The organism is Flavobacterium sp. ACAM 123, assembly GCF_000264055.1.
Taxonomy (GTDB): Bacteria; Bacteroidota; Bacteroidia; order Flavobacteriales; family Flavobacteriaceae; genus Flavobacterium.
In genome coordinates this window covers 23,865-42,924 of record NZ_AJXL01000024.1, presented here as the reverse complement: position 1 = coordinate 42,924, position 19,060 = coordinate 23,865, and the positions used below count along the sequence as shown (strand labels likewise).

Sequence of the window (19,060 nt, the reverse complement as noted above, 5' to 3'; positions counted from 1 at the left end):
GATGCTTTACATAGGAGTCCAATGCTTTCAGCGGACAAAAAGTTGTTTCCAACTTTTCCAACAAGCCGCTGAAACGGAATTTTATACTCGAAAAATAACCGACATATAACCCTCTTAAAAGTTGTTAATAACTTAATGATGCTTTACATAGGAATGGCGGTTGGTGGCAGTTTTTATTTTAGGTATTCAAATGTATTGACCATTTTGTATTTTGGACTTCGGCTAATAAAGTCTCTTAGATATGCTGTATGACTTGCACCCAAAAGAACAAAAACTCTATCATTTTCGGTAAGATTTATTCTATTTAAATTTGAGTACATTCTAATATTTCTTTGATAATATTTAGTGGCTTCATCTGCTCCTTCAAAACCTTTTTCACTGCCAACGTGAGCAAGCATTTCTGCATTAACTTCAATTAAAAAGTCTAGATATGAATTATTATTGGTCAATTTCAATTTATCAAGCAAGTTTAACTTGTTCTGATCAAGATTTACTAGTGCATAATATTTTAAAGGATTTTTATAATATTTATTGTACCATAGTGAATCGATTGAATTTACGATTTCGTTTCCAATATTGTAATTATAGCCCATTTTATGGTCAATTCCGTAAATTCTAGTTGTTCCACTTATTCGTCCCAATTCATAAGCTAATAATTCAATTTCACTTGGGTCCTTTAACTTCATTTTCGGGTTAGAGACGTATTCCTTGTACTCTGCTTGAAGTTTTTCATTAAAACTGGGTGGAGTTTCTACAATAATTACCGTTGGGCGAAAAGCAGACAATTTTTGTACTATTTCTTTGACTGCAATTTGGTTTTTTCTATCGTTTTCATCAAATTCAGTTTTATTAGCATCAGAGGTTTCTCCCATATGAAAAGTTCCTAAATTAAGAACAGGTATTTTCTTTAAATCGCCATCAATTACATTTTCGGTAGAAATATTTTGGCTTTTTTTATTTGTCCCAATATTTTGTTCGTTTCTACACGAATAGAAAGTAAAAATGCTTACTATTAAAATTATGCTTCTTGTCATTATTATATCTTTTATGTCTCCATTTAATTTTCTTCTATTTCCAGCACATCAGTGCCTGCAATGGATGTTCCAATAGCCCAAACTGTTTCAATTGTAGATGTTACTCCATTCATTACTCTTGTTCTGACTTTATTGACTCTTTTTTTAACTTGCTCCATATCTGTTTCCTTTTTTTTATTTGTTAATTGGCTCAATATGAACCTTAAAATTATTAAACTAATTACTAAAAAGGCTACTGGAACAAAACCATTGCAGTTCAAAGAGGCTACCTCGAAGGATTTCTTAAATATCTTATAATTATTCTATCTCGTTTCTGTTTTTTTTTAATGAATGCCAACGTTATGCCACTTTGAGATGGCTGGAAGTTCGTAACCGCTAATTTTTCGGATGAAAGAAAATGTGATGCGATACGGTAATTCCACTAAAACCCCACTGTACACAAACTGCTGTTATGCCTTCGGTTTTTTATTAATTTTCTTTTGATGCTGTTTTTTCGGATATAATTCTCAATAGTTTTGTTTGTTCTTTTTGAAGTTCAATTACTTCATCAATTCTCAACATCCAAGCTCCAAACATTCTAATTAAAAATACAAACGCAACAATTAATACTAATCCAACGATAAATTCCATATCTATTTTTTTTAAGGGTTTATTTTCCACCTATTTTAAGTGAAAGTATTTTAAAGTTTATTAATTATGTCAAAAATGAAAGAATTTATTCAGAAATATTTTTTTTTACGATTGCGAAGAATTTTGGTCTTCATTTCCAATTTTTCTATGCTTAATTTCTGCTCTTGCATTATATTTTCTAGTTTTTGTAATTCTTTATCGGATTGCATTTTCAAACTGTCTAATTTTATAGTTAGCGAAAGAACTGCAACTATTAAAGCTAAAACTGGCACTACAATTTGAACAAAAATCTTAACCCAATTAATAATTATGTCTTCATTCTTTTTTTTATATTTTTTGTTGACGAAAGAAGCTACACCTTTGTCTGTGGAGTTTAATCCTAATTTGTATTTAGGATTATGTCGGAAAACTTCTTTTTCTTCAAATAACGACATTTTCAATAGCTCATATTCCTCTATAGTCAATTTAAGTATTGGTAAAATAACATCATCATTCAGTCCGATTTCTGTATTTTCTGCGTTTTAAAAACCAGAAACGACATATTCTTTTGATAATATATTTAATAATTTATGCTTGAGCCTGTTATTATTCATTTTTTATCGTTTCGTTTTCGGTTCTACCAAACTGAGGCATAACTAATAAATAACATCCAGAAGTATCCCCTTTCTTTAAAGTTTTACCATAACTCGTGCTATATGTCTTGTGTTGTATGTTGTAAATAAAAGCTTTTCAATTTTTTATTACTATACCCACTTTTAGTGATATTCGTACATTTCTATCAAGTAAAAGTATACAATTACAATTTTATCCCTTTACGGTTTCCCGCATTATCAAAAAAATGGCATAAAAAAAGACACCTAACAACATCTTTATTTCCTCTCCCTCCTCCCCCAACTATCATTATAAAAATAATTTTTCCTAAATTCATAAATGGCACCTCTGATCAAGACACCAAGTACAACCATAACAACTACCCCTATTATTTCATACCATTCCACAGCTCAAATATAGAATGGGTAATTACTATTTCATTTGCTTGGAAATACAATACTCCGTTTTTGACAACACTTTCTCCTGAATAGACAACTCCAGTTCAAAATAGCACAAAAAAAAGATGCCTTTTTGGCATCTCTATTATTTATCAATCAGTTTAAAAAAATCTAATAGCTTCATGTTCCGTGCTTCACAAATCTTACTTAAAGTATTTACGGGGATACTATAATGTTGTTTACTAGTTTCTAAAGCAGTATTCTTAATTTTTCTAACAATACTTTCTTCAATATTATGGTCTAAAGCAAAGGAACGTTGTGACTTATAAGATTGAATCCAATTCTTATAAATGTAACCGCATACTATATCACTTGTTTCACCCATCGAAACAAAGGAAAGTCAATGCATTAAAAATAATGCGTACTAAAATGCGCATTTTAAAATATTTTGTTATATTTGTTTTAGAATTTATAAATTTGCGATTCTTCATATAAAATATTTGAAGCATTCGCTTTGAATCTCGCACTAGAAAACTGGTAATTTTTGCAACGAGATGATAAGTAAGATGCTCACGTCCCATGGCGTGGGCTCACTTATTGTTGCTCGGTATACCAGTACCTCTAGTGCAGTAAGCTGAGTTCCATGCCATTTTTTATTGGCACAAACCCAGCTGCCATTCTTAGCCAATCTTCCTTTTGTTTTAGTATTGCAAAGCAATCAATTTTTTGAATTAGTTAGTTTGGAAATGCACTGCCTGCGTTGGGCTGCAACTGGCAACGGCGGTGTACTTCCTTTAGAAAACCTTTAAATCCAAGTGCCTATGCAATAAAAAACAGCATTCAAAAATCTTCGGTGAAAGCAACGATGCACATCGAAATCAAAAATCGACCAACAATTCACACACAACGATCTAAAATTTTCGACTCCCTTTAGTCCCGAAAGCTTTCGGGAGGGGTAAAACGAAAAAATTTCATTTAAAGACCTAAACTAAGACGATGAAAAATAAAATTATTAAAAAAAGGATTGGAAACCCATCTTATAAATTAATCTTCTTTTTCAATTTAACTATTATGCAAACAATCAGCATACCCACAACTAATATTAGTAACAATTAAAAAGATGAGGTACTACAAAGAAATCAAAGCTTTATTAATGCTGATTTTAATAACTATTATCTGCCTTTGGCTATATGGTTGCAGCAATTTTACCTCAGCGATTCTTACAAAGTCACCGTTGATTAAAACGACCATTTTTAAAAATTTAAAAAACAACTAATTGATGTAATATGGCAAACCGTACATAGAAGCAACAACAGCTAACAGACAACAGCTAACTGATAACGGACAACCCATAACAGAAAACAGATAACGCCTATGACTTATAAAAAAAAAAAATTCGTGCCTTAGTCCTGATAGCTATCGGGATCGTGGCTAATCACATAAAAAAAGGCCCTCTTACTCGTCGGCAAACTAGACAAGAGGACCAACGCTAACAAAATTCACATTTTAATTAACTAAACCAATAATATGAAAAAATTTTCATTAAACAAAGGGGTACTGGTACTTTGGTCTTCGCTTATTCTGAGCTTTTATCTTAATCCTTCACCAATCTTCGCCAGTAGTGCACTGCGACACAAGATATCAATACCGCAACAAACTCAGATCAATGGCACCATTAGAGATACTAATGGGCCACTACCAGGAGTAACCGTTTCCATAAAAGGAAAAAAAACAAGTGCCATTTCTGATTTTGATGGAAAATATATAATAACCGTTTCTCCAACAGATACACTGGTCTTTTCATTTATGGGGTACAGGACTAGTTATGTACCAATAACTGGGCGCAAAATCATTAATGTCAAACTTCAGCAAGATGCCACAGCACTTCAGGAAGTCCGCGTCAATACAGGATACTATTCTGTAAAAGAAAGTGAACGTACGGGGAGTATCTCTAAAATTACTGCCAAAGACATCGACAAACAACCCGTAAACAATCCATTGGCTGCCATGCAAGGTCGAATGGCTGGCGTAAACATAACACAGAATACAGGTACTCCCGGTGGCGGTTTTGAGATACAAATTAGAGGTATTAATAGCATAAGATCGGAAGGGAATGCGCCTTTATACATTGTCGATGGAGTCCCGTACAGCACACAATCATTAGGCTCAGTGATGACATCAGGAAATATATTAGCTGGAAATATAAGTCCGCTTAATAGCATCAACCCAGCTGATATTGAAAGTATCGAAGTATTAAAAGACGCCGATGCAACAGCCATATATGGTTCCCGCGGATCAAATGGAGTGGTATTGATTACAACCAAAAAAGGAAAAGAAGGGAAAACAAAATTCGATTTCAACACCTACTCTAGTTTTGGCAAACTAACGCGCACCACTAAGCTGTTAAACACAGAGCAATATATAGCCATGCGAAAGGAAGCTTTTAGCAACGATGGAATTACAGAATATCCGGCATATGCCTACGATATAAATGGTACTTGGGATCAAAACCGTTATACTAACTGGCAAAAAGAGCTACTAGGCGGCACCGCCAATACAACTAACATGCAAGGTACCGTATCTGGTGGAAATACCAATACGCAATTTTTATTGAGCGGAAACTACCGCAAAGAAACGACTGTTTTCCCAGGACAAGGTTACTATAATAAATTCGCAGTACACAACAGCCTTACGCATAAATCTAATGATAATCGCTTTAAAATAAGCCTTTCGGCTGACTATTCCACGGATAAAAACGCGCTACCAGCCAACGATTTAACGTATCAAGCTACAATTTTAGCACCAAATGCTCCAGCACTCCACGATGCACAGGGGAATCTGAATTGGGAAAATGGAACGTGGAATAACCCTTTAAGTACTTTAGAAGGCATGTATAGTGCTAAAACGAATAGCTTAATTGCCAATGCAACGCTCTCGTATAAGCTCGTGGAAGAATTAGAAATAAAAACAAACTTTGGGTACACAGATTATCTAGTACAAGAGAATCGAACCTTTCCATCTACTATGTACAACCCATCCTATGGATTGGGTAGCGAAGTCTCGATGCTTGTGCTAAACAATGCGACTCGTCAATCCTGGATAATCGAACCTCAAATCAATTGGAAAAAAAACTGGGGTAGTTCCACAATAAATATGCTGGGTGGAACAACCTTTCAGAAACAGACGGCGCAACAACTGTCGCAGTACGGATCAGGTTTTTCCAGCAACAGCCTTATTCATAACTTGGCAGCAGCTGGCTATCTTACCATAACAGATGATCAGTTGACAATATATAAATACCAAGCTTTCTTTGGCAGGATCAATTACAATTGGAAAGAAAAATACATAATCAATCTAACCGGGAGACGTGATGGTTCCAGCCGTTTTGGCCCAGGAAATCGTTTTGCTAATTTTGCGGCTATTGGTGCAGCTTGGCTGTTTTCCAAGGAAGCTTTTATGGATACAAATACCTTCCTTAGCTTTGGAAAACTACGTGCCAGTTATGGCACAAGCGGAAATGACCAAATTGGAGATTACCAGTTTTTGGATACTTACGAAGGTACAGGAAATAATTATAATGGTGTAATTGGTATAAAACCTAGCCGGCTATTTAATCCTTCCTTTGGATGGGAATCTAATAAAAAATTGGAAGCAGCACTAGAACTTGGCTTTTTAAAAGACCGTGTTTTCATCACTGCCGCTTATTTTAGTAACCGCTCTTCAAACCAACTCGTGGGTGTCCCGTTACCTGCGACCACAGGCTTCTCCTCTTTACAGTCTAATTTAAATGCTACCGTACAAAATACAGGAGTGGAATTAGAACTACGCTCAGTCAATTATAAAAAAAACGATTTCAATTGGACTAGTTCCCTAAATCTGAGCTTTCTAAAAAATAAACTTTTGGAATTTCCAGATTTAGAAGGGTCAACATATGCCAATACGCTAGTACTAGGAAAATCTTTGAGCATCCAAAAAACATACCATTATACAGGAATTAATCCCGAAACGGGTCTATATCAATTCGAGGATTACAACAAAGACGGAAAAATTACAGGGCCCGAAGACCGCCAATGGATAGAAGATACATCCCCAAAATTCTTCGGTGGATTAACAAACCAGTTGAGCTACAAAAATTGGGCAATGGACTTTCTATTTCAGTTCGTAAAACAAAGAGCCCGTAATTACTTATATACTGCTTCTTGGGTTGGTGATTTTTCAAATCAGCCTATTGACGTTCTAAATCACTGGCCTCAAAATGGCACAACTGCAGAAATTCAGCAATACACAACAGGTGCCAATGGGGCAGCACTCGATGCCTATTTTCTATACAGCAACAGTAGTGCATCTATAAGTGATGCCTCCTACATACGATTGAAAAGTATCAGTCTCTCTTATACTATTCCACAACAATGGACAAAAGGTATGACCGGTAGAATTTATGTACAGGGACAAAACCTACTAACGGTTACAAACTACAAAGGAGCAGATCCTGAAAATCAATCTGCATTCTACTCCCCTCCTTTACGTCAAATTACTTTGGGGATAAACCTCAGCCTATGATATAAAGGAATCTATCAAATCGACTGTTATCAACAAAAACAGTCAGAAATGATAAAAGTGACTGAAAAATAATGAATTAGAAACAATAAATATTAAGATATGAAATACTATAGACTAATACAGACATTATTAATAGCAGCATTAATTACACTACTTTGCTTTTGGCTTAATAGCTGTGAAAGTTTTACGGAGGTAGACTTACCACAGTCACAACTTACTGGAACTGCTGTCTTCGAGGATATCAGTACTGCCACAGCAGCGCTCTCAAATAGCTATGCGCAACTCCGAGAAACTGGCATGTTATCCGGTAAACCTGACGGACTTTCCAGCCTAATGGGGAATTATACAGATGAATTAACCTATTTTGGAAGTTCTAGTTCGCCAATAGAAGATTTTTACAACCATACGGTTATCGCTTCAAATCCTTCGGTGGCTACAATATGGAAAAGTGGCTACAGCCAAATTTATGCAGTGAACGCCCTTTTGGAAGGACTTGAAAACAGTACCGCAATTTCTAGCGAAAATCGCAACCAATTAAAAGGCGAAGGGCTCTTTCTTAGAGCAATGACCCACTTTTATCTGCTAAATCTATATGGAGCTATTCCATATATAAATACAACAGACTACAGCATAAATAGTAAAATTTCAAGAATGCCCGAGAATGAAGTCTATGAGAAAATAACAGCCGATTTAATAAAGTCTAAAGAGCTATTAACAGATGCATACACCTCTAGTGAACGAATTCGTCCTAATAAAGCAGCGGCTGCAGCACTTTTGGCAAGGGTGTACCTTTATAAGGAGGAGTGGGCATTAGCGGAAGAAGAAGCTACACTAGTAATCAACAACGGGGCACTTTACCACATGGAAGAGGATTTGGATAAAGTGTTCTTAAAGGAAGCCCCTTCCATAATCTGGCAATTGCACCCCGGTATTTCCGGTTTGAATACGCACGATGCCAGCACCTTTATTTTTAGTACTGGCCCTCCTCCGATTGCAGCAATTAGTTCTAACTTATTAAATGCATTTGAAGTTGGCGATCAAAGAAAAGTGCATTGGATAGGGAATGTAAGTGCTGGATCGCAAACATGGTACTATCCCTATAAATACAAAAAAAACACGAATACCGGAACGACACGAGAATATGCTATTGTGTTGCGCTTGGAAGAACAGTACCTCATTCGAGCGGAAGCGCGTGCCCATCAAGGGAATTTGATTGGTGCCAAAGAAGATATGAACACGATACGCAATCGGGCGGGACTGGCACCTACTACTGCAAATACTTCCGAGAATCTATTGCTGACTATTCTTCAGGAGCGCAGAGTAGAATTATTTACCGAATTAGGACAGCGTTGGTTTGATTTGAAAAGAAGTGGACAAGCACAGGCCGTCTTAGGTATCAAACCAGGCTGGAAAAGCACTGATAAATGGTTGCCATTACCTGAAACCGAATTAGTATTAAACAAAAATCTCTATCAAAATCCAGGGTATTAAATGAAAAACAAGATGGTATTAAAAATAAAATACAACTGGTTTTTTCTACTTTTCATACTAGGAACTGGCTCCGTTTGGAGCCAGTCATTATCAAAAAAGCAGCTTAAACCTATAGATTATGAAACTTGGAGTACACTTTCGGATGAAAAAATTTCAGATGATGGGAATTGGATCAGCTACAAATTAAATTATCAATCAGCGATGGATACCTTGTTTGTACAAAATACCCAAACGAATAAGAAATTGTATTTCCCTAATGCGGAGAATGGTACTTTTAGTCCAGACAACAAATGGTGGGTTACCCACGATCCGAAAAAAGGAACGGCTTTACTAAACTTAAAATCAGGAGCAATACGATGGATACAAGGCGTTTATAAATATGAATTTGTGGCCAGGGGAAACTATTTAGCACTGTTGAAGCAGGAGTTACAACAAGAACAGACACTTTGCATCATCAATTTACAGACTGAAAAGGAACATGCCATCAGCGGTATTACAGAATATAGTTTTAACGCTGCCGGAACAATTTTGGCTTGCGTGATCCAGAATGAAAATGCCGTAAAACTAGTTCGAATGCGATCCGATTTTAGTACGGAAACACTAGTGCAGGAAAAAGAGTGTCGTTATAAAAACCTAACCTGGAACAGTAAAGGGAATGCCCTTGCTTTTTTACAGGAATTAGGCAAAGAAACCGACAAACAAAAAAACCACAAAGTATACTACGCAAAACAATTGGAGCATACCCCTAAATTATATAGTTTAGATCCATTGCTACATGCTAATTTTTTTAAAGACAAGCGCATTGCGATTCCGTTTGCCCGCGCCCCATTACAAATTTCTGAGGATGACGAACGAATCTTCTTTAACGTGGCATCTTCTATATCCTTACCCGAGGAAAATGAAACGGTACAGATTTGGAATAGCGTAGCATCAGGAGAAAATCATGGTCAACATATAGATGGCGCTCATATCCCTAAATTGGCAGCGTGGTGGCCTCAGCAAAACAAAGTAGTGCAAATTGGAACAGATGATTTACCAAACGTGATGTTGACGGGAAAACAAAACTATGCATTAACCTTCAATACTCGAGCCTATGAGCCCCACTATGAATTTGAAGCAATCCCCGACTTCTACTTGACCAATTTAAATACAGGGAAAAGTAGTTTAGTGGTAAAGAAACAACTGCATTCCATCGGAACTATGGGAGCATCGCCCAATGGCGAGTATATTAATTACTTTAAAGATAAAAAGTGGTGGGTATACGATCCAATAGTAGAAAAACATACCAATGTTACTGCTTCAATGCCCTCACCCGTTTATAACTTGAAATTCGACGAGGGTGGAACAACTACTCCTTATGGTAGTCCGGGGTGGACACAGGACGGTCAGCTTATTGTGTATGACCAGTATGATATTTGGATAGTAACTCCAGATGGGCAAAGTGCCAAGAGACTCACAAAGGGACGGGAACAAAAAATCCGTTTCAGGATCTATCAAAATTTATATGAAAGCGTTTTTATAAAGACTTCCTTTAATTTATTAACCCATACTTTCGACCTTAGCAAGGGAAATGTATTAGAAGCGCTAGGAGACAACAAAGCCTCGGGCTATTACTACTTAGATGCCAAAGGCAATTGTGAACCGATAGTATATTTAAATGCAAGAATAAATACCCTACGTAAGGCAAAAATTAGTGAAAAGTATATTTATAAAGAACAGTCCTTTGAAGTAGCTCCACAATTAAAATTTTGGGATAAGAAGAATAAAAATGGAACCGCAATAGTAATAACAAATCCCCAACAAAAAAAATATGCCTGGGGACATTCTGAACTAATTGCCTATTCAAATCCAAAAGGAGAGGAACTGCAAGGAGTATTATTTTATCCTGCAGGGTTTCAATCTGGAAAAAAATACCCCATGATTGTCCATCTGTACGAAAGACAATCTGGTATGATGCATCAGTACATAAATCCTACACAATACAATGAAGATGGATTTAATCCCACGAACTACAAGTTGGAAGGTTATTTGGTGTTGTATCCAGACATTAGCTATGAAATAGGATCTCCAGGAAAGTCTGCAGTGAGTTGTGTTGAGGCAGCCGTTTCCAAGGTTAAAACTATGGGTATAGTGGAGCTCAATCATATTGGCTTGATTGGAGCTTCGTTTGGAGGATACGAAACTGCTTTTATTATTTCCCAAACGAATACATTCACTGCTGCTGTCGCAGGTGCCGCCTGTACTGACTTAGTAAGCAATTACCTGAGTATGGAATCGAGTGGCGAGCGTTCCCACATGTGGCGCTATGAATCGGCACAGTTGCGAATGGGTACCTCTTTATTTACCAATTACAATGGATATATTGATAACTCACCTATAGCGCAGGCGCACAAAATAAATACACCTTTGTTAATCTGGACGGGGAAAGAAGACCGAAATGTCAATTGGACACAAAGCATTGAACTGCATTTAGCCTTACAAAGACTGGAAAAGCCACATACCTTTCTGGTTTATCCTGGTCAAGGGCACGCCATTAGCAAACCCGAGTCCCAAAAAGACCTCGATAAAAGAGTAAAGGAATGGTTTGATTATTATTTAAAAGATAAAAATGTACCTGAAAACAGATCATAAAAGTGTAAACAGTATCATTCAGTACTGAACATTAATCTCTTCCTTACTCGTTCCACTGTAGGTAATACTCCATAGCTCTAAAGAGCGGAGAAGAAAAAAACAATGCCGAACCTGATATTTTCAAGTTCGGCATTGCCATTTTCCATAGCTAAACTATGATTTTCAAAGCCCTACTGAACCTTTTTGTAAAGAGCCTGTGGACAAGCTGTACCGGATGCATTGATTTTGTACAACTGTTGTGCACCGCTGGTACACATTTGAGGGTTAAAAATATCGGAACATATCACACTTGTTTCGGCACAAGTAGATGGAAGACGTCCGTTAACATCAGCTAAGCTGTTAACATCTGTTCTAGAAATGTTGGCTGCAAAAGCCCCTGCTACCGCTAAAACGATAGCTGCAAAAGGCAATGCCTTTTGTACAATACGTGTTTTCATAATGATAAAATTTAAAAATTAATGACCTACTCTTTTCTACAGGTTTTCGATCGTCTTCCTGACACTGCGCAGTATATTTTTATTCCTTTTTACTATCTGACAACCCCTTGTATAGTTTAAAATTACTTGGAGCAAAACCTTTCGTTTGCAATCGGTAGGTTATAATCTTATGGCCCATTAATGCAACTACTAAATTATCTTTGACCTCAAAATGTTCCAGTCTATGTCCTTCTTGATCTTCAATATAAAAACTGAAGTCATACCGTTTGTGCAAAAAATCATATACATCAATTACAGAAGCCTTACGCCACATTTCCTCCGGCTCGTACTGCCCCATTAATCCTGCATTAACAAAAAGATAATTACCATAGGTTGAGGTGCTTTTATTAACCAATAGCGGTGGTGCTGAAAGTTTGTATTGCTTTTTGGAATTAATATAAGCTACCTTTATCCGAGCACGACTCGTCGTATCAATAGTATGACCTACATAATCTAAGTTCAAATGGGAATCTGTGATTAAATACTGATTGCGATAATAGTAGGTATAAATAACTTTCTGCAGCTGTTCGTTGAACAAAAGCATCCCGTCAGTATCAAAGAGTCCGTCAATTTGTTTTTTTAATAAATTATCAGCTAATTTTACTTCTGTAGTACCGTTAATCTTGAGGGTGCCTAAAACATTTCTATGCTTTGTACTGCTGACAGCACGGAAAGCAAAATTTTTTGCATCAGTAGGTTCTATAAGGGAAAAATATACCTTCCCGTACATTAACACTGAAGCTTTCCAGTCATTAATATTGCCTTTAAAAATGATAGGTATAGTCCCATCCACAACATAAAAGTAAGGGGGTTTTACTCTAACTTGAACCCTTAGAAAAGGCAGGACTTCTTTGGAAAGCTGTATTATAAATCGCTCTTGAAATTGCAAAGCAGTATCTATTACCAGGATATTCAAAGGAGCACTAACATTACCAAGATAAATTTTTCCATTGTCGATTCCGGCTATATAATACGAGTTGAATTTGATATCCATTTCATGTGTTTTGATAACTGGATGATGCGGAAAGCGACGAACAAAATTATTTCGATGATGCACAATATCTTCCGATAAAACAAAAAGTAAAATCACCACTCCAATGCTGCAAACGAAGAAACCTAGAACTGTAATAAAAAAGCGTTTAATTTTTACTGTATTCTCAACTGTTTTCGAAGGGGTAATTAGCCGGATTCCAATAAGTGCTAATACTAAAAACCCTATATTAAATAGTAGATGCTCCGTCCAGCCCATCTTCTCCAAAATCCCACCACAGGAACAAGGAATAAAAGAACTGAAATTTAAAATGATAATGATATAGGTCGTAAACATAACCAGCAAACTAAAAGCAGCAAAAAGACCCACAAGACGAAATCTTGGAACAAGCAAAAGTAAGGCGATGACGAGCTCCACAATTGGAACGCCCCAGGATACCCATCCTGCAAAAGCACTTAGCAATGGAGATTGTCCCAGTTGTACCTGAAAGTTTTCAAAATCCAAAAGTTTACTTACCGCCGCATAAATAAGCAGTAGCATGTATAACAAACAAACTACCTCTAGAATTCCCTTCTTAATTGGTGCACTTAGTTTCATATCTGCTGTTTTTTGGGTTAAACCAATTGAATTCTAAATATTCACAACTTTGAAGTTTCTCTGTCTAAGGAATTTAAAGTTTCAAAGTCTTGACGCTTATTTAAAACAATCATTCTTAAATACTTACCAAAATTACAGCCCTTTTTTTGGAAACATGGTTTAAAAAATCAGGCCAAAACATTTTAAAATCAGGCCATTTATAGAATTAAGAGCCGAAACAGCTATTATTATAAACGGAAATGATTAAAAACAAAGAATGCCAAATACGCAGTATCCGCTTATTGGGCATTCTATTAGTTTTTATTTAATAATACATTCTACTTCGTGGTTCCACTTAACGCATTTAGTTTTTCACTCAATTCGATCAGTCCAGCTTTTAATAAGCACTCCCCTCCTAACGACCTCAACTCGTCCAAATTTTCTTCTGGAACACTGGTCAATAAGTTTGATGCTTTATTATCTACTTTAGCCAATAATCCACGTTCAATAACATGGTTTAATAACAATACATTTTTACGGGAGATTTTCAAATCAATCTTCACCAGCTCATTCATGCCAGGGATACTAAGGATCGTATCAAAAACCTGGGCTACATCATTTGTTGTTAGCATAATCTTCTCGTTTTAAATTAATATTTCAGTACTCCAAAAATAAGAAGCTTACTCCAATTTATCCCAGTCAAAATATGATGAGGATTGGTCAAGGGATTTAGCTTTTTTACTTTAGTAAGCGGAATCTGAATTATGAACCTGATAAAATATATGATATGAATTTCAGCAACAATAACTTTTCAATAGAGCAAGCCAAAGCAATAGATCTAGTTAATTACTTAAAGTCTTTGGGTTTTGAACCTGAAAAAATTAGGCACAACGACTACTGGTACCTTTCGCCATTTAGAGATGAAAAAGACGCGTCTTTTAAAATCAATCGCAGATTAAATCGTTGGTATGACCACGGCCTTGGAAAAGGTGGTAACCTGATTGATTTTGGTATCGAATTTTACAAGTGTAGCATTCCTGAATTACTAAAAAACTTAAGTGGTAATCTTTCTCTTCAACAGCCAATACTTTCCTCTTTAGAAAATAGTGTCCAGCAAGAACCTAAAATTAAAATATTAGAAGTTACTTCACTTACTTCTGATCCGCTATTACGTTATCTCGAACAGCGTACTATTCCAATTGCAATTGCGCAACGGTTTTGCAAGGAAGTTCACTACAGTTTAAGTGATAATACCTACTACGGAATTGGTTTCAAAAATGATTTGGGAGGCTACGAAATTAGAAATCCCTATTTCAAAACAACAGCTTCACCAAAGGGAATAACCACCTTCGAAAATGGCAGTAATGAGGCAGTCGTTTTTGAAGGCTTCTTTGACTATTTATCCTTTAAAGCAATGACCAAAAACCTTCCCGAAAATAGTCAGGATTTTGTCATTTTAAACTCTGTTTCTTTTTTCGAAAGAGCACGCCCTTTTATGGAAAACCATGAATCCATTCGGCTATATTTTGACCGGGATGAAACAGGTAAAAGTTATACCAAACGTGCACTTTCTCTGAGTACTAAATACAAGGATGAAAGTACGCTTTATCGAAATTATAAAGACCTCAACGATTGGTCAGTGAATTTCGGAAAATTGAAAAAGAATAATTTGAGACATAAAAACAGTTAGCTACTATCCCACTAATCATAGGGAATTAGTACTATCCCATACAATCTACTAAAAACAATTTTAATGATCGAAGGCCATTATAAGTAGCTGAAAGATTGCCACGTTCCTGCAATCGGCCAGATGTCCGGTTGTTAAACAACCGAGTCTGGCTGCCTATCACTCGGGACTTGTGGGCAGTGAAACTGAAAATCAAAAAAAGGCCTAAACACAATGAAATGAAGTATTGCAGCTCCGCAAGGACAAGTTAAAAATATTGAATTAATGAGTAAAATGAAAGATGATGGAAAAAGGAAATTCAAACCGAACACGCATAATTGGGCTGCGTTTAACAGCTGCCGAGTATGCCAAAATAGAGCGAAAATGGAAAGCCAGTACCTGCCGAAAACTGAGTGATTATATACGCAGAAGTCTTTTTGACAAGCCTATTGTAACTACCTACAGAGACGCTTCGTTGGATGATTTTATGTTGCAAATGATTCAGCTGCGAAAAGAGCTAAATGCAATAGGTAATAACTTTAATCAGGCTGTAAAAAAGCTTCATATTCTACAGCAGATTCCTGAATTTAAAAGTTGGTTGATTCGCTATGAACTGGAAAGTAAAATTCTTTTTAATAAGATTGATGACGTTAAAAAATCCATTCAAAAATTTGCAGAATTATGGTTACGGTAATCAAAACAGGACATTCAATTCATCGTATTTTAAACTACAATGAAAACAAAGTTAAAGAAGGAGTGGCGGTATTTATGGGGGCAGGAAATTACCCTATTGATGATGCTAATTTGACAATAAATATAAAGCTGAATCGGATGTTAAAACAAACTGCCTTAAACGAAAATGTGACACGAAATAGCGTACACATTTCTCTGAATTTTGACCCTTCAGAAATAGCTTTATCTAAAGAAAAACTAATGGCTATTGCGCATACTTATATGGAGAAAATTGGCTTTGGCCAACAACCTTATTTGGTCTATCAGCATCATGATGCGGGACATCCTCACATTCACATCGTCTCCATAAAAGTGAGGGAAGATGGAAGCAGAATTGATACCCAAAACATTGGTCAAAACCAGTCTGAAATAGCCAGAAAAGAAATAGAAATTTCCTTTGGCTTAGTTCCCGCTGAACGTCATAAAAGAAAACAAGATTATGAACTCAAGATAGTTGCAGCTAGCAAAGTGTTATACGGCCGTACTCCCACTAAAAGAGCTATTACTAATGTACTCGATGTAGTGTTAAACCAATATAAATACACCAGCCTTCCAGAGCTTAATGCAGTCTTGCAACAATACAATATAATGGCTGATCGAGGCAGCGAAAATTCGAGGGTGTTTGCCAATAAAGGATTACTATATCGGATTCTAGATCAAAATGGAAATAAGGCGGGAGTACCCATTAAAGCGAGTGACTTTTACAGTAAGCCAACGCTTAAATTTCTAGAAGAGAAATTCATTCAGAACGAACAGCGTCGAAAGCCTCATAAACTAAGGAGCAAAAACACAATAGATTTTATTTTACTAGGGAATAAACCAGTAAGACTTCCAGAACTATTAGAAAGATTGGAAAAAGAAGGTATCAATACTGTCCTTCGTCAGAATACCGATGGTTTACTTTATGGTATCACCTATGTTGACCATAGAACTAAATGTGTTTTTAATGGCAGCGCTTTGGGAAAACAATACAGTGCTAAAGCAATTCAAGAGCGTTGCGGAGCAGAATCTGCTAGTCTAAACAAAACAACTTTTAAAATTAAAAACTCTAGGGAGGGACAGCGTCAATGGGATTCTCAAGATTCTATTTTAAAAGAGACTTCGACCGTACTCCCTATTAGCGATTTAGGAAAAGTATTGGATCAGTTACTACAGCCAGAGCAAGCATCCGATTATTTACCGAAGCAGTTAAAAGGAAAGCGCAAAAAGAAGAAAAGAAAAGGACAATCTGATAATCAGTAAACTATTAAATTATGGCTATGCAAACTGGAGAAAACGACCAAGCCTTGAGGAAAATATTAGATATGACTCGGCTTATCAGCATCCTACTTTTAGGATTACATTTTTACTATTACTGTTACTCCTCTTTCAAATTATGGGAATTGAGTAGTGCATTTAGCGACCAGATCTTAGGCAATATTTATAAGGCTGGTTTGTTTAGTAATTTTCATAAGTCAAAATTATTTGCTTTAGGATTTCTTTTCATTTCTTTATTGGGAGCCAAAGGCAGAAAACAAGAGAAACTAAATCATAAAACAGCTTTTGCTTACATTAGTACGGGAATGCTAATCTATTTTTTAAGTTCGCTTTGCTTACTACTCAAAATCAATATAACGGAAGTAACGATTTTGTACATTTCGATTTCTTCGATTGGTTTTCTATTGATACTTTCTGGAGGTACTATTCTTTCCCGAATCATTAAAAACAGACTGAATAGCAAAGATATCTTCAACAAAGAAAATGAGACTTTCCCACAGGAAGAACGCCTACTCGAAAATGAATTTTCGATCAATCTTCCAGCGCGTTATCATTTGAAAGATAAGGTACGAAACAGTTGGATTAATATTATCAATCCTTTTCGAGCTTTGATGGTTTTAGGGTCTCCAGGATCCGGAAAATCCTATTTTGTAATTCGGCATGTAATTACCCAACATATTCGTAAAGGGTTTACGATGTTCGTCTATGATTTCAAATTCGATGATCTTTCCAGAATAGCTTATAATACGTGGCTGCATCACAAACACGAATATCCTATAGCTCCTAAATTTTACATCATCAATTTTGATGACTTAACACGAACCCACCGATGCAATCCGTTAGATCCTTCTGCTATGACGGATATTACAGATGCAGCCGAATCCGCCCGCACTATTCTTATGGGACTCAACCGAGAATGGATCAAACGTCAGGGTGATTTCTTCGTGGAATCTCCTATCAATTTTCTAACCGCTATTATCTGGTATTTAAAAAAATATAAGGAGGGACAATTTTGTACGCTACCCCATGTAATCGAACTTATGCAGGCGGACTATGACAGTCTCTTTACCCTATTGCGAACGGAGAAGGAAGTCGAAGTATTAATAAATCCTTTTGTCAATGCCTACCTCAACGATGTAATGGAACAATTAGAAGGTCAGATCGCTTCCGCTAAAGTAGCGATGGCACGCCTCTCCTCTCCCCAACTATATTATGTTTTATCTGGGAATGATTTTACTTTGGATATCAATAATCCAGAAGAACCAAAGATTGTCTGTATGGGAAATAATCCTCAGAAAATTCAAATTTATGGGGCTGTTTTATCACTCTATGTAAGTAGGCTGATCAAACAAGTAAATCAAAAAGGCAAACAGAAAAGCAGTTTAATATTTGATGAATTCCCAACAATCTATCTCAACAATATGGATAGCCTTATTGCCACCGCACGATCTAATAAAGTCGCCACGTGTTTGGGGATTCAAGACTTCAGCCAGCTCCGTAAAGAGTATGGACGCGAACAGGCTGATGTAATTATGAACATCACCGGAAATATTGTTAGCGGTCAGGTTACTGGTGATACGGCCAAACAACTTTCGGAGCGATTTGGGAAAATTATGCAGGACAGAGAAAGCCTTTCAATTAATAGCGGAGATACTTCTATAAGCCGTTCTAAACAATTAGAGTCTGCTGTGCCACCCTCCAATATTTCTTCTCTAAGTTCTGGTGAGTTCGTAGGCATGGTAGCGGATGATCCCGACTGCAAAATTGAATTGAAGACTTTTCATTGCGAAATTCTAAATGACCATCAAGCACTTAAAAAAGAACAGGATAACTATAAAGAAATTCCAATTATTCGAAAGTTAGACAATGCCACGGTACAGCGTAATTATCTTCAAATTAAGCAGGATGTTCAAGACATTAGTCATTCTGAGATGGAACGACTATTGAATGATCCTGGACTGGCTTACTTGGTGTTGAAGAAGTAGTCGATTGTATTGACTATTACGCCAAAGAAAGATTTTAGCTCA

The 19,060-nt window shown here is 36.4% G+C and carries 15 protein-coding genes; 7 read left to right on the top strand and 8 right to left on the bottom strand.

The features are described 5' to 3' along the window. Positions 1-173: 173 nt before the first annotated feature. The 5 genes from A3SG_RS0106320 to A3SG_RS21525 form a co-directional block, all read right to left on the bottom strand. Complete coding sequence (locus A3SG_RS0106320) at positions 174-1,034, bottom strand: DUF5694 domain-containing protein (RefSeq protein ID WP_016989182.1); 861 nt, start codon at positions 1,032-1,034, stop codon at positions 174-176. A 23-nt stretch (positions 1,035-1,057) separates the two neighbouring features. Then, entirely contained in the window at positions 1,058-1,192 is a 135-nt protein-coding gene (locus A3SG_RS22720; protein ID WP_255347681.1) for a hypothetical protein, read from the bottom strand. A 310-nt stretch (positions 1,193-1,502) separates the two neighbouring features. After that, a complete protein-coding gene (locus tag A3SG_RS0106310; RefSeq protein ID WP_157485332.1) occupies positions 1,503-1,664 on the bottom strand; it encodes a hypothetical protein in 162 nt (53 codons plus the stop codon). Between the two features lie 89 nt (positions 1,665-1,753). Then, the gene (locus A3SG_RS0106305) at positions 1,754-2,128 is read right to left on the bottom strand and encodes a hypothetical protein (protein WP_157485330.1); all 375 of its coding nucleotides are present in this window, start codon (positions 2,126-2,128) and stop codon (positions 1,754-1,756) included. Between the two features lie 1,051 nt (positions 2,129-3,179). Beyond that, positions 3,180-3,371, bottom strand: coding sequence for a hypothetical protein (locus A3SG_RS21525; RefSeq protein WP_157485328.1), 192 nt, complete (start codon positions 3,369-3,371; stop codon positions 3,180-3,182). A gap of 809 nt (positions 3,372-4,180) precedes the next feature. On the opposite strand from A3SG_RS21525, the gene A3SG_RS0106285 reads away from it, so the two are divergent. The 3 genes from A3SG_RS0106285 (at position 4,181) to A3SG_RS0106275 (ending at position 11,335) form a co-directional block, all read left to right on the top strand. Next, complete coding sequence (locus A3SG_RS0106285; RefSeq protein ID WP_016989175.1) at positions 4,181-7,213, top strand: SusC/RagA family TonB-linked outer membrane protein; 3,033 nt, start codon at positions 4,181-4,183, stop codon at positions 7,211-7,213. Between the two features lie 99 nt (positions 7,214-7,312). Continuing rightward, the gene (locus tag A3SG_RS0106280) at positions 7,313-8,704 is read left to right on the top strand and encodes a RagB/SusD family nutrient uptake outer membrane protein (protein WP_016989174.1); all 1,392 of its coding nucleotides are present in this window, start codon (positions 7,313-7,315) and stop codon (positions 8,702-8,704) included. Continuing rightward, positions 8,705-11,335 (top strand): prolyl oligopeptidase family serine peptidase, encoded by a 2,631-nt coding sequence (locus A3SG_RS0106275; protein WP_016989173.1) that lies wholly within the window; start codon positions 8,705-8,707, stop codon positions 11,333-11,335. It begins immediately after the preceding gene. Positions 11,336-11,505: 170 nt separating this feature from the next. Here A3SG_RS0106275 and A3SG_RS0106270 read toward each other — a convergent pair whose 3' ends face one another. The 3 genes from A3SG_RS0106270 to A3SG_RS0106260 form a co-directional block, all read right to left on the bottom strand. Continuing rightward, the gene (locus A3SG_RS0106270; protein WP_016989172.1) at positions 11,506-11,772 is read right to left on the bottom strand and encodes a DUF6520 family protein; all 267 of its coding nucleotides are present in this window, start codon (positions 11,770-11,772) and stop codon (positions 11,506-11,508) included. Between the two features lie 79 nt (positions 11,773-11,851). Then, a complete protein-coding gene (locus tag A3SG_RS19245; protein ID WP_035663513.1) occupies positions 11,852-13,399 on the bottom strand; it encodes a DoxX family protein in 1,548 nt (515 codons plus the stop codon). Between the two features lie 317 nt (positions 13,400-13,716). Then, on the bottom strand, positions 13,717-14,010 hold the full coding sequence (locus A3SG_RS0106260) for a hypothetical protein (protein WP_016989170.1): 294 nt from the start codon (positions 14,008-14,010) through the stop codon (positions 13,717-13,719). Between the two features lie 155 nt (positions 14,011-14,165). On the opposite strand from A3SG_RS0106260, the gene A3SG_RS0106255 reads away from it, so the two are divergent. The 4 genes from A3SG_RS0106255 (at position 14,166) to mobC (ending at position 19,018) form a co-directional block, all read left to right on the top strand. Then, the gene (locus A3SG_RS0106255) at positions 14,166-15,068 is read left to right on the top strand and encodes a toprim domain-containing protein (protein ID WP_016989169.1); all 903 of its coding nucleotides are present in this window, start codon (positions 14,166-14,168) and stop codon (positions 15,066-15,068) included. 277 nt (positions 15,069-15,345) lie between these two features. Then, a complete protein-coding gene (locus A3SG_RS0106250; protein WP_016989168.1) occupies positions 15,346-15,738 on the top strand; it encodes a plasmid mobilization protein in 393 nt (130 codons plus the stop codon). Then, entirely contained in the window at positions 15,726-17,018 is a 1,293-nt protein-coding gene (locus tag A3SG_RS0106245) for a relaxase/mobilization nuclease domain-containing protein (protein WP_016989167.1), read from the top strand. The genes A3SG_RS0106250 and A3SG_RS0106245 overlap by 13 nt, the downstream gene beginning before the upstream one ends. Positions 17,019-17,035: 17 nt before the next feature. Beyond that, a complete protein-coding gene (gene mobC, locus A3SG_RS0106240; RefSeq protein ID WP_029596640.1) occupies positions 17,036-19,018 on the top strand; it encodes a conjugal transfer protein MobC in 1,983 nt (660 codons plus the stop codon). Positions 19,019-19,060: the final 42 nt, after the last annotated feature.

Coding starts and splice junctions, on each gene's coding strand:
- A3SG_RS0106260 (WP_016989170.1), bottom strand. CDS start 14,010: ATGCTAACAACAAATGATGTAGCCCAGGTTTTTGATACGATCCTTAGT.
- A3SG_RS0106285 (WP_016989175.1), top strand. CDS start 4,181: ATGAAAAAATTTTCATTAAACAAAGGGGTACTGGTACTTTGGTCTTCG.
- A3SG_RS0106245 (WP_016989167.1), top strand. CDS start 15,726: ATGGTTACGGTAATCAAAACAGGACATTCAATTCATCGTATTTTAAAC.
- A3SG_RS0106275 (WP_016989173.1), top strand. CDS start 8,705: ATGAAAAACAAGATGGTATTAAAAATAAAATACAACTGGTTTTTTCTA.
- A3SG_RS0106270 (WP_016989172.1), bottom strand. CDS start 11,772: ATGAAAACACGTATTGTACAAAAGGCATTGCCTTTTGCAGCTATCGTT.
- A3SG_RS0106255 (WP_016989169.1), top strand. CDS start 14,166: ATGAATTTCAGCAACAATAACTTTTCAATAGAGCAAGCCAAAGCAATA.
- A3SG_RS22720 (WP_255347681.1), bottom strand. CDS start 1,192: ATGGAGCAAGTTAAAAAAAGAGTCAATAAAGTCAGAACAAGAGTAATG.
- mobC (WP_029596640.1), top strand. CDS start 17,036: ATGCAAACTGGAGAAAACGACCAAGCCTTGAGGAAAATATTAGATATG.
- A3SG_RS0106310 (WP_157485332.1), bottom strand. CDS start 1,664: ATGGAATTTATCGTTGGATTAGTATTAATTGTTGCGTTTGTATTTTTA.
- A3SG_RS0106250 (WP_016989168.1), top strand. CDS start 15,346: ATGATGGAAAAAGGAAATTCAAACCGAACACGCATAATTGGGCTGCGT.
- A3SG_RS0106320 (WP_016989182.1), bottom strand. CDS start 1,034: ATGACAAGAAGCATAATTTTAATAGTAAGCATTTTTACTTTCTATTCG.
- A3SG_RS19245 (WP_035663513.1), bottom strand. CDS start 13,399: ATGAAACTAAGTGCACCAATTAAGAAGGGAATTCTAGAGGTAGTTTGT.
- A3SG_RS0106280 (WP_016989174.1), top strand. CDS start 7,313: ATGAAATACTATAGACTAATACAGACATTATTAATAGCAGCATTAATT.